The organism is Paenibacillus sp. FSL E2-8871 (assembly GCF_038000345.1).
Classification (GTDB): Bacteria; Bacillota; Bacilli; order Paenibacillales; family Paenibacillaceae; genus Paenibacillus_AQ.
This window is the reverse complement of the sequence record NZ_JBBOBV010000001.1, coordinates 6266035-6281056: the sequence shown is the minus strand read 5'-3', so window position 1 is coordinate 6281056 and position 15022 is coordinate 6266035. Positions and strand designations below refer to the sequence as shown.

Below are 15022 nucleotides of genomic sequence, written 5' to 3'. Positions count from 1 at the left end.
GAAGCTGATGATCCATTTATCATCCTTCATTCAATCATTCAAATTGTTCGTAGCCTCAAATGTGATAATCATTTACCCAAGGCAAAATAACCATCACGCTAGTACCTACCTGAACTTCTGAGTCTACCTTAATTTGTCCCCCATACATTTCTATTAATTGTTTACAAATTGATAATCCAATTCCTGTCCCTTTTTGCTTGGTTGTAAAGAAAGGGTCAAATATTCGATTTAGTTTATCCAGTGGAATTCCTTCTCCATTGTCTTTAAAAATAAGGATAATTTCGTTAGTCTCATTAGCTGTGCTAACTGTAATGTCTATTCTGCCTCTAAACGCTGTGAATGAATCGATACTATTTTTTAAAATGTTAAGGATTACCTGTTCTAGTTGAGAGGCGTTTCCATACGTCATTACTTTCTCTAGAGAATACTCCACGGAAAGAATAATATCATCACTAAGTATGAGTTGATTCACGATGTTATTAACTCTATGTATAACCTCGATAACGTTATATACTACGCCGGTATTTTTCGAACTATCTCCTTTTCGAGCCAGTACTAGGAAGTCCGTTACTAATCCGTTCAGAGCATCAATCTCTTTAATGGTTATATCCAGATACGCACGCAATTCATCCGCCTTGATCACCGGTTCATATAGCCTGTTATTTACAAGCTGGGCAAATCCTTTAATCGAAGCAAGCGGATTCCGTATTTCATGTGCCATACCAGCTGCCATTTGTCCCATAACAGCAATTTTTTGTTCATGCAAATTGTCAATCTGTTGATTTTTATTAGATAAATACCCCTTTGCAAAGCCCGTAAAACCGGTCCAGTTGCTTTCCATTAAACGATTATAAAAAAACAATCGAGTCGTAGAATCATCTTCCATCTCTTCAATGATCTTAAACATCATATTCTGAGCGATTAAGTTTAAATCCTTGCTCATTTCAAGTAAGATATCAAAATGATCACCGAATATTTCTGCAGTATAAATCCCTCGCTCCACCCCCTCTTTTTCTAGTAGGTTTAGGTATTGGTCGTAACCAAAGGAATCCAAGAACAGTGCCTCTATCATACTCATTAATATCGTGCTGAATGTTGAATCTAACAATTCCTTATGCGTCTCTATAAACCAGGCGGATTCGATATTTTTCATAGTTATAGAATGATAATGCCTATCTAAAATAATTGGAACAGCTAGGGTTAATGACGAACGTAATGCATTTGCTCTGTATGACATTTTCATCCTCCCTCTTTGTTGTTTTGTATTCAATATATATGTATATTTTCCTGCTTCAAAAGTAACAGTAAGTCACTATATTTCACAAAACCAATAGTTTTACTTAATTAATAATTATAAGCGCTATAAAAAATGAAACACCCCAAGCTATTCCGCCTGTAACGGAATGATTTGGGGTGTTGATTACTTGTATGATAAATCTATATAACCAAGGGGAGCTTGTTAGCCCCTACTTACCTTCAAAAGACCAACCTTCCTCATTCTAGTATAACTATGCAATTGAAACGATGTAGTCTTTGTACTATCAAAAAAGCATTTGATCCAGGATCATATGCTTTTTACGTTACTCCTTGGTTATTCAAACAGATCATTCACGGAACGAATAGGCTTCACATCCATGGATTCCTTCGATGCGGCTAGATTCAAATACACTCCTACCCAGATGATTGCGCATAAAATGATATAAACCATCTCTTTATCCCCTCCCTTGCGTGGGTTTTATCAGCAATCTATTAATCGTCTCTGTACTCAAAAACATCAATGTTAGTAGGGCAAATACTATGAACCAGAGCATCGATGGAGCAATGAAAAATCCAAGTGGCGCAACCGCAGTAAGGAAACAACTGAACAATGTGATTCTACCCGTACCCAGACGCTCGACCATCCTGTTGCTGAACAGACTGGATGCTAATGGTCCCTCCCGCAATGATCATGGACATGATACCTGCCGAGCCGAGTAAAGAGTCAGGAAGTCCTAAACTGATAAAAGCCAGATATATAAAAATCAAAAACCAGGTAGATAAGCATGCTTCCCCCTCGTGATAAAAATGATTCGTTGCACGCGTAAAGAAATACATTTATACACTTAATAAATATACTTTATAAAGTCTATGTATGAAGTATGCGATATAAGCATTTTTTTGTCAAGCAACCTATTCACTGATCTGGAGCTGTATCATTAGTGTGCAGTGCATATCAGCAATTGGATCAATACTCATATTGATCACCTAAAAAAGAGGCTTGTCCCATAAGTCATTCATCTCATGACTTATGGGACAACCTCTTAATGGAGCTCGACCAAATCCGGCTCCAATGACTTCAATGTCAACCAGCGCAGGCCGGCCTCGAAGTCTTCTTGAAATGTATTTTGCATAACAATCTGTGGATAAATGGGCATTGGATGTCGAAGCTGATAAGCTTCCCAAGCAGATGTCCAGATTTCTAATTCCACCTTATCCTGATATATTACAATTTTGTCCGGAGCAAGAACAGCATTCAGGGTTTGGATAATCCGGCAGGCAGTATCGATGAACGTGTCCTTGCCCATCTCGAGACTCCAGTCAGGCATGTCGGGCAGGAATTTTATTTCCCCTGACATGCCCTGATTACCTTTAAGGATCTTTCCATTCAGATAGATACCCATGCCAGGTGGGTACCTGTTTGGAAAGTAAAGACCGAGCAAGTACTGTTCCTCTCCCTCTCCCTGGTTCATGCAATATCCGCTGATAGCTGCATTAACGTCATTTTCAACCAAGATAGGCAACTCAAATTGTTGCTCAATCTCTTGAATCATCCGTGAGCCAGTCAGCTCATGGTGGCTGCTGACTTTAATTTCGCCGTTGACAACCTGTCCCGGAATGCCTATGCCAATAACCTTGATAGAAGGATACAAGGCTATAGAGTGTTCAATAATATCACAAAAAAATTGTCTTTCGAAGACTGGAATGATATGTTCATCCTTCGCCAGAATCTCGTTCTCCAAATTCACAACGGTGGCTGAAATCAGTACCTGTCCCTCTTTATCCTTCAGATAAATAACCAGCCCGAGGCTGAAGTTGTAATTGTAGCGATAAGTTTGTGCTGGCCTACCGCCATTTGATGGTACAGTCAAGTCTTCGAACAGCTCACCTAACTCGTGCAGCTCCTTGACTAATGAGTTTACTGTTACGACGCTCAGTTTGGTCAGTGTTGCCAGCTGGGGTTTGGTGGCTGTATTTATACGTTTCATCACTTGACGAACGTTGTTAAGATTAATTTCCTTCATTAAGTTGGCGTTTGCTGTTCTCATAAGCCCCCCTGCTCGATGAACGTAGGGATCAATTCATCAGGTATTCCTTTTAAGTATGATTGTACCTTAATGTCGTCTAGTTTTCATCTTCATACCTTAAATACGACAGTGTTAACTATTATATCTCGGGGTCCATCAAACTAAATTGCAAAGAATTGAACCTGGCTCGGATTAACAAAAAGGACCTTTAATGATTAAGAAGAAGAGCCGCCAATTTTAGCCGCTCTCCCATTAGTTCCATCATTCTCATTTTAATTCGTAACTACCCATTTTTGTTGATCAAGAGTAGGATCAAGCTCGCTTAGAGACAGTGTCGACCCATCCGCTGATACTTCCAGCGCTTTCTTATGATGAGCAGAAATAATACTTACGGTACCATCATCATTTTTGTGAAAAATCCAACGCTGATTGTTATATCCGAGATAATGGTATAACTGAATTTTATTTTGCCCTGTGTCTAGATCAAGCGCCTGACCGGCTGTTGTACGAATAGAATAGGAACCTGAATCGTCCCCCGTCGGCACGAATACCCACTTCTGATCCGTAGAATCATTCGCATCCTTCAGGGTAACAGCTTCACCATTTGCGAGATTTGCTGTATAGAGAGATTTCTGTAGTTTTGCATTTACTAGACTGGATGTGGTCAAATTAGCCGGTGTTGCTCCGCTCACGTTAACGTTTTGATATGAAGCATATCCGCCAAATACATGTAATCCAAAGCGACCTTTTGCAAAAGTGCCATCCTGCAGGTCGATCACTTTCTGCCCGTCCACATAAACTACAATATGCGGGCCCTTCGCTTCGATTTTTACTTTATAGGTTTGACCTGGCTGAATGAACGTCGGAACTTTCGCCAGTATTTGACGCTCTTCAAAACGGCCTTCGATTTTATAAAAGAGACGTACGGACTTCATATTCGGATCGAGATTTAAGTAGTATCCGCTGCGTCCATCTTCGCTGGCGCGGAACAACATAGAGCCTGCTCCCCCGGATTTCCCTAACATCATATCTGCTTCATAAGTAAAGTCTCCAGCCTGCTTCTCTGCGATATAATTCGCGTCACTCAAGTAATTTCCACGAATTCCATTTTCACTAATGACCCAGGAGGCTGCAGAAAGATCTTTAGTCCATCCACCTAAGTTCGTATGAAATTCACCATCAGTTACCTTAACTAATACGCTTGTTGATATCTTCCCATTTGGAGTAGAGACAGTAATGATCGACTCGCCTTCTTTTTTAGCTACAATGGTTGCCTGTAAGTTATCTGCTATGTTTAGTTCAACTACATCTTTGTTACTGGAATTCCATTTCAGCGGCTGTGCACCATTGCCTGTTCCATTCTCTACCATTGCAAAGAGTGTGTCGCTTTGCCCCTTGCTCAGTTCACGATCATTTGTATCCATCATTATCTTGATAGCGGAATTGGACTCCTGATTCCATACAGAGCCTAACCGATTCACCTTCAGAGATACGACCTTTACGTTGCCTCCATTGGTGTAAAAGCTCAAAGCTCTGCTGGCTGGATCCGGAAAAATGACATCAGAGAAAACGACTTTACCGTTGTTGCCAAAAACCTCAACAGAAGACTCGTCTACAAGGATACGCATCTTAACACGCTTATTCTCCGTTTGCATTGGCGCTTCATGTCTTGTACTAAATAGACTCGAAAAATCCGTCAAACCAGATGCAGACCGATCCACGAAAATCTGACTCTCACTAGGTTTATATCCAACTACCGTTTTCTGACTTCCACCTACACGAACGTTAAAACCAAATTCACTAACCTGACTACCTGTTGGAATTTCTACTTCAGCTTCAATCTCGTATATACCAGAGGTAACCCCTTTCAATAGATTCTGAGAAGAAGGACTCACCTCTTTGTTAACAGTAGAATACAGCTGACTACGCAGCAATTCCAACTCCTTGATCGGACTTTGAGCGAGCTGAATCCCATCTTTTGTCGTCACTAATGAGACTTCTCTTGGGATTGACAGTACGCCCTTCCAATGGGTCGTTGGGAAAGCAAACGGATAGTCCCAGTTTGTCATCCAAGCCATCATTACGCTGCGATGATCTGGCATGTTCGAAAAAGACATCGAAGCGTAGAATTCTTTTCCAAAATCTGTTCGCAATACTTTCCCTGCCGGATTATCATTAACGAATTTACCTTCCGCTGTTAAATGACCCACAAAATATTCAGCATCTGATCCGCCTGTTTTTGGATTCGCTCCTGTACTTATCATCAGAACCCATTTCTTCTGTGATGTTCCGTCTACCGAAAGTTGAAGCAAATCTGGACATTCCCATACACCGCCGCGAACATAATCCCCGTATCCCCAACTATCTGTCAGGGTCCAATCAAGTAGATTCGTTGAAGTAAAGAAACGAATATGATCTCCACCGGATACAACCATGACCCACCTGTTATTGTCGTTATCACGAATCACTTTCGGATCACGGAAATCCCAACCTCCGGGCTCCCCTCCATTATCGCCTGGATTCTCGATAACCATTGGACGCGCCTTGGAATATTCCCAAGTACGACCTTGGTCCTTGCTGTATGCAAGACCGATACGCTGATTCCCATTCGGGCCATCGGGATTATAGGAAGTGTAGTAGGCAATTAGCCCCTTACCTCCTGAATCCCCGAACAAGCCTGATGCATTCGTCAAATCTGCCACAGCCGATCCAGACCAGACATGTCCATGATCATTCCACGGCAGCGCAATCGGAAGCCGCTTCCAGTTCAGCATATCTTTACTGACAGAATGTGCCCATGTGCCTCCGTCCTGATGGAATAGATGATATTCTCCTTCGAAGTAGACCAGTCCATTCGGATCACTTGCAGAACCATGAATTGGCGTATAGTGATATTGAGGACGATATTTTTCATTATAATAACTGCTAGCATCCGTCACATAAGTATCCTGGAAGTAAGCCGTTCCTTGTTTAACGACGATTCCTGCATATCCATCGGTGTAGGTTTTATCTGTTAGATCGATTGCAGCCGGCGTGTATCCGTCTAGGAAGACCTGAATTCTGTTTCCATTTGCCTTTATCTCTACGTGATGTTTTGCTCCGATCTGACTTGGATAGGTATGCTGTGAACTTGCAATGGTTGTTCCGTTAGCTTTCGTCAAGCTTACACGGACCTGATTTCCTTCCTTCGTAAGGACAGCTTCATATCCCTTTGATCCATCAGCCGATGAACGAAAGGCGAGCGCTGCAACAGAATCAGGACGAAGAGATATATTACCTTCATATACAAAATCAGCAGCTTGTTTGTTATATATTTGCAGTGACTTACTCTGGTTTGCCACCATTCCTTTTTTGCCGCTGATATTAGGCTGCCATTGTCCTTGATTTGTAACCACAGCATCAAGATTTCCTTTCAGATCACTTACGATTATGTTTTGGAACAAAACAGAACCATCCCATACATTGAGTCCTAGCCTACCTGTACGATACGCGTTATCCTGAACCTCAATCACAGGTTTATATGCATTGTCCCAATATACTTTCAGCGATGCCCCCTCTGCTTTCACCTTGAGATGATAGATTTCGCCTGCCTTGACTGTAACTTTTCGCTCCTCTTTTAATTTCCCTTCACTACCACTTGCGTCTTGTAAACGAATCATACCTGCATTCGGTACGATTTGGAGCATGTAGGAACCCCAGCCATCTTCATTAGAACGGAACAATAAGGTCGCGTCAGCTTTCATATCCTTGATCATGACGTCAGCTTCATAGATAAAATCCTCTGACACCGTTTCGGAGATTGCCATTACATTTTCTTTTGGATCGGAAGTCAGTAAGATTCCTTCAGGAGTATCCACCAAGTTACCTTTTCCTTTTATTTGCCAACCTGTCAAATTCGTTTTTGTATTGGTTACGCTTTCAAAAATAGAAAGTCCCTCCTTAGCTCGTTTGCTTACCTCCTGTTCAGCGAGCGCAGCCCATCCAGTCCCGGGATTTGCTACATAAATGCCTGCTGAAGTCATTACAAGTCCTATTGCCATAAGAAAGCATATTGCGACTTTTCCTTTATTTTTCATCTTCTTTGCCCTCTTTTTCTATCATTAATATTGAAAAACAAGAAGGAGGCCAATTCATTACTGCACTGACCTCCTCTATATATTCTTTTACAATTGAGCAGAAATCTGACTTTCCAGTGCTGTGAGTCCAAGAGCCAGAGCACCGCATAATCCCGCCTGTTGGCCTAACCCTGGTGGAACGATATACTCATCTATGTGTTCCAAAATAGTACTTGAGCTGACATAGCCGTTCAGGTTCTGAAGCACAGCCTGACGGATCAGTGGAAACAATTGTGACTGCTGCATAACACCACCACCCAGAATGATTTTCTGAGGAGAGTTAAGCAATATAGCACCCGTAATCGACTGTGCAATATAAAATGCTTCCATTTCCCATGCAAGATGATCCATAGGAAGTTCATGGCCCTTCTTCCCCCACCTTGCTTCAATAGCAGGACCTGCCGCCATCCCTTCTAGGCAGTCCCCATGATAGGGACATCCCCCTGGGAATACATCGTCAGGATGGCGTCTCGTAAGAACATGACCCCCTTCAGGATGCACAAGACCATGAATGAGTTTACCTTCTGAATACACTCCCACACCAACACCCGTGCCAACTGTATAGTACAAACAGCTGGATAACCCTTGGGCAGCGCCCCATTTGGCTTCACCAAATGCCGCTGCATTGACATCCGTGTCCCATCCAAAAGGAACCGAAAAGTTTCTTTTCAAAGTGCCCAGCATATCGTAATTTCCCCACCCTGGCTTTGGTGTTGTAGTAACGTAACCATACGCCCTGCTGTCTGGGCGTATATCGATCGGACCGAACGATCCAATTCCGATAGCTTCTACTTGCTTGCCTTGAAAATATTGAATAACTTTGGGCAACGTCACCTCAGGATGTTCTGTTGGGAAACTAATCTGATCTTCAATTTCCCCATTTTCATTCCCAATGCCACATATAAACTTCGTCCCGCCAGCTTCAATCGCTCCTATACGCATATACATGACTCCTCTCGATGACTAATTCTTGTCTTGCTCAGCAGAGGGAGTAAGCTCATAGATATCCAGGGAAATCAGCAAGTCATTCTCATTTTCTGCAAACACAGCTATACCTTTAGATTCTAGTCCAGGGAATATAAGATCCGTAATCACTGCCTGACCACCATTACTGAACGCCTCAACTGAAGAGCGATCCACATAAATACGGAGATCATTTGACTCATCAAGCGCTTCGAGCTTGGCTGAATGATGTCCTACGAAATGTTCGTGGAAATCATGCTGACCTGAAGCCATCCGATCTACATAAAGCTCCTCTGTCTCACCGTTAATACCGATTATTGTTTGACTATCCGCACCTACTCTTACTTTGAAGCCTACAGATTTACCTCGAGTGAACTCAGCTATAATCTCATAAGATTCCAAGTGAATCTCCTTAAGAAGAGTATTGATTTCTTGCACCGTTGCCTCTTTCACAGAAAGGACTTGTACACGAGCAGATTCCAACTCTTGTACCGGCTTCTGCACAAGAAAGATCTCCCCTTGTCTTGATTCGAGTTGAAGCTCCCTTGCAATCGTCATCGCGCCGCGGAATTCTTCTGCCGGCGTCTTGTTAGCATACATCCAGTTGCTCATCCAGCCGATAAATAGTCGTCTTCCATCTTCAGCCGGTATATCAGACCAGCTTACACCTGCATAATTATCTCTTCCATAATCAATCCAGCGAACTTTTATCGAATCTTCATCTGGCGTGAACACTTCTCCATCAAAATCCCCTGTGAAATACTGAGTTCTTGACCCTTCCACAAAAGCGGGATCCGCACCGATGCTCACAAGCATCACCCATTTCGTGTTCGAATGATCGCCATCAATAGCAAGTGGAAACAAGTCTGGGCATTCCCATACCCCGTCATGAGAACCGATTCCGTTACCAAATTCGCTGGCATATGTCCAGTTAATTAGATCAGGAGAATGAAATAAACACACCGTTTGACCACAAGCTACAATCATCACCCATTGATTCGTATCTTGATTCCAAAATACTTTGGGGTCACGGAAATCAATGAATGTATCATGTTCAAGTACCGGGTTTCCTTCATATTTCGTCCAGGTTCTTCCGTTATCTTTACTGTAGGCCAAGCTTTGACGCTGAATGGCTGGCTTGCCTTCAGGCATATCCAAATGATGCGTAAAAATCGCTACTAAACCTGGTTTACCTTCAAAAAATCCAGTCGTATTATTCCAGTCAACTACAGCACTGCCGGAAAAAATCATACCTAATTCATCTGGAGCGAGAGCGATAGGCAGTTCCTCCCATGTAACAAGATCCTTGCTAACCGCATGGCCCCAGTGCATAGCTCCCATGGTCATTCCACCCGGATGGTGCTGAAAGAACAAATGATATTCACCCTCAAAATAAACCATTCCGTTTGGATCGTTCATCCACTTTTCCTTAGGGGAAAAATGATACACACCTCGGTAATTTTGTTTCGCAATCGTAGACATTATTGTTTTCTCCTTTACTCCCGTAATAAGATCTTAGCTCTAAGATCATCTCTCTTTATATAGATGAAGGTCGTGTATAGCAGTGTAACTGCATCGAACACGGCCTTCACCCCACAATATTAATCATTTGTTATTGGGTTGCTCTATCATATCCGCCTTGTTTAATTTCAAGCCATTCTTGCAAGCCCAGACGGTCCAATTCTTTCAGATATTCATCCCACTGCGCTTCGATTTTACCGTTTTGGTACCATTCCGTGCGCATTCTAAGCACGTAGGCAAAAAGATCCGTTTCAATTGTCGTAAGGCGATCAAGCTCTTGAATGGAGTGGAATACACTCGGCATTACGTTTTCTGCTTTCATCTTTGGCGCCATGATATTCTTGATAATATCCATTCTGCTTTTGGCATCATCCGGCATGGTTGTGTATTTCCCATAATAAGAATCAAGAATAGCTAGGGGTCCACCGACACTTGTTTTCTCACGTAGTTCTACAGGAGCTGCACCCTCCAGTGGCAAATGTTTCAGCATTCCTTTTTCTTTATCAAATTCGAAAATATTCTGCTGTTTTTCATCTCCATACGTCCCCCAGTTGTTCTGTACAGATTGAATCGGATCGAAGAGCTGATCAACCCATTTCGCTGTCGTTTCCAAGTTCTTATTGGCGCTTGTGACAACCATCTTACCTCTTCCCAAACCAAGCGCGTTCGTTCTTGTTACGTTAACTTCACCATCGGGTCCAGCAAGTGGAGGCATAACTTCGTAGCTGTCATTATCTCCGGTGATGTTGGCCTTATCCCATGAGAAGTAAAGTCCGTATTTCTGATCCTTTCCTTTTGCAAGGTAAGTACTCCAGTCTTGTGTGTAGGCTTCAATATCAATGAGTCCTTCTTTATACAGCTCGTTAATAAAAGAAACTGCTTCCTTGTAGTCTTCTTGTGCCGCCGTAAATATCACTTTCCCATCATTGCTCACAACCGCATGGTCAGGGTTCTCACCCAATCCAAACGAAGCAAATAGGAATGCCAGATCTTCTGCTCCCGGCTTGTTAATAAAGGACAATGGAATTTCGTCAGCCTTACCGTTGCCATTTGGATCTTTTGTCTTGAATGCAATTAATACTTCCTTTAATTCTTCTGTTGTTTTAGGCATATCAAGGCCAAGCTTCTTAAGCCATTCCACATTGATCCAAGGCATACTATCTACCGCCTGGATTCTTTCTTTACCGCTACCCAGCTCTTCAATCCATGGAAAGGCATAAATATTGCCATCTGGTGCCGTAATCATACTCTTATATTCTGGTGCTTCTTCCAGCACCTTTTTGAAGTTTGGCATATTATTCTCGATGAGATCATTCAGCGGGACGATGGCACCATCTTTAGCAAGCTTGAGCAGCTCATAGTCACTGTAGTCCGCATTAAAAATAGCATCAGGAAGATCACCGCTTGCCACAGCCAAGTTTCTTTTTTCAACAAATACGTCTTTCGTGAAATTCTTCCAATTAATATGAACATTCGTCTTTTCTTCAAGACGTTTATTAATCAGTTTTTCATTTGGATCCGTTGGTGCAAGTGGAGAGCTTTGCGTAATAAAGTTCAAAGTTACTTTACCGCTGGCGTCCTGTTCTTTACTAGCTGCACTTCCCCCTCCTCCTCCACCGCATGCACTAAGGAACATAAGTGAAGCAAGTACAGTTACAGAAGCTGCTTTCGTCGAAACTCTTGATTTCTTAATTCTTTTCATAGGGTATGACCTCCAAATTAGATATGAATGAATTAATTTTTATCTATGTGCAGCCTGTTTCCTACTTAAGGGAACCGACCATAACACCTTTTTCAAAGTACTTCTGGAAGAACGGATACATAACAATGAGTGGCAAACTGGAAACAACGATGGCAGCATACTTGATGATTTCAGACAATCGTTTCATTTCCGCCATGGCGAGTTGATCGCTGATCATGCCCGGATCTACCTGATTCTGGATCAAGATGGAACGCAACACGAGCTGCAGTGGATGAAGATTAGGATTATCTAAATAGATCATAGCGTCAAAGTAGGAATTCCACTGGCCAACAAAGGCATAAAGAGCGAGCACAAAAACAATCGGTTTGGAGAGCGGTAATACGACACTGAAGAAAATCCGCATCTCCGAAGCTCCGTCTACATTAGCGGCTTCCTTCATTTCATTCGGAACTCCTTTGAAGAAAGTTCTAGAGAGAATGATGTTCCAAACATTGACCGCCCCTGGAATGATCACCGCCCATACTGTATCAAGCAGACCAAGGTTCTTAACGAGCAGATATGTAGGTATGAGTCCACCCCCAAAGAACATGGTGATAATAAACAAGGTCATGAAAAACCCTTTTCCTTTGAGCCTGTCATCGGACAGTGCGTAACCGGCACAGATTGAGACGAGAACGGTAATCATAGCAAATGAAACAGAGTATAAAACAGAGTTTCCAAAACCTCGGATCATGGCCGGATTAGAAAGAATTTTTTTATACCCTTCTAATGACCAGTCCGAAAGATTGAATGATAATCCTTTACTGAGCAGCACAGATGGATCCATAAAAGAAGCAATCACTACATAAATCAAAGGAAGTACGATGATAAGTACGGCCAGTGTCAGGAAGATCGCGTTCAGCACGACGATAAAGCGATCTAATCCGGAATGTTTAATAGGCATAGCTTGTTGCTCCTTTCTTAGTAAAGACCGTCACCCTCATTCAGTTTCTTCACGGTGAAGTTAACTGTGAGGAGCAAGACGATGTTGATGATAGAGTTAAACAATCCTACTGCGGCTGAATAGGCATAATCGCCCGACTGCAAACCAATTTTATAAACGTAAGTCGGAATGATTTCTGAGGTTGGCAAGTTCATCGCCGTTTGCATGAGGTAGGCTTTTTCGAAGCCAATTGACATAATCCCACCAGCTGCAAGGATAAATACGATAGCCATAATTGGACGAATGGTTGGCAGATCGATATGGCGTATTCTTTGTAGAAGATTAGCGCCATCGAGATTGGCTGCATTATGTAACTCAGGATCGACATTAGCAAGCGCTGCTACATAAATAATGGATGCCCAACCGGCTCCGGTCCAAATATCAGATAAAATGTAGATCGAACGGAAGTACTCGGGACGAGACATGAACATAATTGGTTCACCTGTAAGCCAGGTAAAAAACTGGTTAATCGGTCCCGTTGGGGACAAGAAGATAAACAACATCCCGACCACAACGACAACAGAAATAAAGTTAGGTGCATACAAGAACAATTGAATGTTCTTTTTGACGCCTGCACGGCGAATTTGATTCAACATCAAGGCAAGCAGGATCGGAATTGGAAAACTCAGAATTAATCCGAAGAAACTTAATTTAAGCGTATTCAAAAAGATTACTTCGAAATTGGGAGAAGAAAGGAATTTCTCGAAGTTGTACAAACCTACCCATTCACTCCCCATGATTCCTTTGATTGGGCTGAAATCTTTAAAGGCTATAATCGCACCATACATAGGACCGTATTTAAAAATAAGGGTCAGAATCACAGCTGGTGCGAGCAAAATATAAAGAAAGTAGTGCTTCTTTAAATAATCCATTAAGGAACTCTTATGTCGCGTCACCGTTATTCCGTGTTCGGCTTCTATTGGGTTATGCAATGCCTTTACCTCCGTTCTTATCAATGTTTACATCTTGATGCAGTAAGGGCTTTCAATCTCACTTATGTCCTGCTGCTTTTACAATTTACCAAACACTTAATCGTTCGTCAATACATTTTGTAAAAATATTTATGTGCATATGACAAATTATTCTGTTCATAAATGACGCATACTATTTTACATAATTACAAATACAGCCAATTTAAATAAGGATATATACTTTAATCTCATCATTTTCTCAATAACATAAAAACAAAGCTATTTTTTTGCACATATACAACCTAATAAAATGTAAACTAAATTGTGCATTTGTAAATATAATGTTGCTATTTTTAGCAAACTAATATACATTAAAGAGAGTTGGAATAATGGCAAATAGTACACTATTTGTGGCGAATATTAAGAACAAGAATATAGAGGTGAATTACATAGGTGGCCAGAGAAAAAGTAACCATACAAGATATCGCGGATGCTTTAGGAATCTCCAGAAATACAGCTTCTAAAGCCCTAAATGGAACGAACGGTATACCTGATGAAACCAGAAACAAAGTAATTAAGAAAGCAATAGAGTTAAAATATAAACAATTTGCTTTTATGGACACCGAGAGTGTTCAATCCAGAAACTCTGGAAACATCGCTTTATTAACAGAAAACTTACCTAACACTTCCCATTTTGGGTCGAAACTGATCAGTGGCATGGAAAAAAGAATCAGTGCAGAGGGATATAATTTATCCATGCACATTATTAGAGACATTGATCAAGAGTCCCTGTCTCTTCCTAATAATTTTGATGTCTCCAATGTAGACGGAATTATTTGTATTGAATTGTTCAATTCGGAATATAGTAAGTTGATTACAAGTCTAGGTATTCCAACTATTTTCATCGACTGCTCTGCAGATGTCTGTTACCCTGAATTCCAAGCAGATGTACTTCTCATGGAGAACGAACACAGCACATACCAACTTACCAAAAAGTTAATTGAGGGCGGTTACAAATCACTGGGGTTCATCGGGGACTATAATCACTGTAGGAGTTTCAATGAAAGATGGGTGGGCTTTAATCGCGCACTAATAGAATCCGGGATTCAGCTTGATCTCACACAATGCATTCTCGATGACGATCAACTATTTTTCTCAAGTCCAGAGTGGGCAGATACTAGACTAAGTCAAATCAATGAGCTCCCTTCTGCTTTCGTGTGTGCTAACGATTATATTGCGGTTACCTTTATGAAGTCACTCAAAAATGTACTTTCCATTCCTAACGACATCGTCATTTGTGGTTTTGATAACGGTCCTGAATCAAGCATTGTAGAACCCCATCTTACTACGGTTCATATTTATAGTAATGAGATGGGTGTGAAAGCAGCCGAAATGCTACTTTCCCGAATTCATGATCCGAAGCAACCCTATCAGGTTTCTCATATTTATACCAAACTCATCATAAGAGACTCTACACCTAATATCAGTTGATGAATTCATAATTTAGAGATAAAAAAATAACCTATAAAAATGAAGCAAAGAAC

General features: G+C 41.5%; 9 protein-coding genes and 1 pseudogene. 1 reads left to right on the top strand and 9 read right to left on the bottom strand.

What is annotated here, in order from left to right:
- Nucleotides 1–55 precede the first annotated feature (55 nt).
- The 9 genes and pseudogenes from NYE25_RS28210 to NYE25_RS28170 all read right to left on the bottom strand — a co-directional run bounded on the left by NYE25_RS28210 (nt 56) and on the right by NYE25_RS28170 (nt 13439).
- A complete protein-coding gene (locus NYE25_RS28210) occupies nt 56–1237 on the bottom strand; it encodes a sensor histidine kinase (RefSeq protein WP_076298177.1) in 1182 nt (393 codons plus the stop codon).
- 547 nt (nt 1238–1784) lie between these two features.
- Nucleotides 1785–2094 (bottom strand): annotated as a pseudogene (locus NYE25_RS28205) (hypothetical protein); the annotation flags it as partial.
- A gap of 206 nt (nt 2095–2300) precedes the next feature.
- Complete coding sequence (locus NYE25_RS28200) at nt 2301–3281, bottom strand: ROK family protein (RefSeq protein ID WP_445667188.1); 981 nt, start codon at nt 3279–3281, stop codon at nt 2301–2303.
- Nucleotides 3282–3556: 275 nt separating this feature from the next.
- The gene (locus tag NYE25_RS28195; protein WP_341147409.1) at nt 3557–7360 is read right to left on the bottom strand and encodes a GH32 C-terminal domain-containing protein; all 3804 of its coding nucleotides are present in this window, start codon (nt 7358–7360) and stop codon (nt 3557–3559) included.
- A gap of 87 nt (nt 7361–7447) precedes the next feature.
- Nucleotides 7448–8341 (bottom strand): ROK family protein, encoded by an 894-nt coding sequence (locus tag NYE25_RS28190; protein WP_341147408.1) that lies wholly within the window; start codon nt 8339–8341, stop codon nt 7448–7450.
- 21 nt (nt 8342–8362) lie between these two features.
- On the bottom strand, nt 8363–9844 hold the full coding sequence (locus NYE25_RS28185; RefSeq protein ID WP_341147407.1) for a glycoside hydrolase family 32 protein: 1482 nt from the start codon (nt 9842–9844) through the stop codon (nt 8363–8365).
- Between the two features lie 130 nt (nt 9845–9974).
- Nucleotides 9975–11585 carry an ABC transporter substrate-binding protein gene (locus NYE25_RS28180; protein WP_042185869.1) on the bottom strand — a complete coding sequence of 537 codons (1611 nt, stop codon included), beginning with the start codon at nt 11583–11585 and terminating at the stop codon, nt 9975–9977.
- A 61-nt stretch (nt 11586–11646) separates the two neighbouring features.
- Entirely contained in the window at nt 11647–12528 is an 882-nt protein-coding gene (locus NYE25_RS28175; protein ID WP_042125286.1) for a carbohydrate ABC transporter permease, read from the bottom strand.
- 17 nt (nt 12529–12545) lie between these two features.
- Nucleotides 12546–13439 carry an ABC transporter permease gene (locus NYE25_RS28170; protein WP_341053321.1) on the bottom strand — a complete coding sequence of 298 codons (894 nt, stop codon included), beginning with the start codon at nt 13437–13439 and terminating at the stop codon, nt 12546–12548.
- A 492-nt stretch (nt 13440–13931) separates the two neighbouring features.
- Between NYE25_RS28170 and NYE25_RS28165 the strand changes: the two genes are divergently transcribed.
- Nucleotides 13932–14969, top strand: coding sequence for a LacI family DNA-binding transcriptional regulator (locus NYE25_RS28165; RefSeq protein ID WP_341061442.1), 1038 nt, complete (start codon nt 13932–13934; stop codon nt 14967–14969).
- Nucleotides 14970–15022 lie beyond the last annotated feature (53 nt).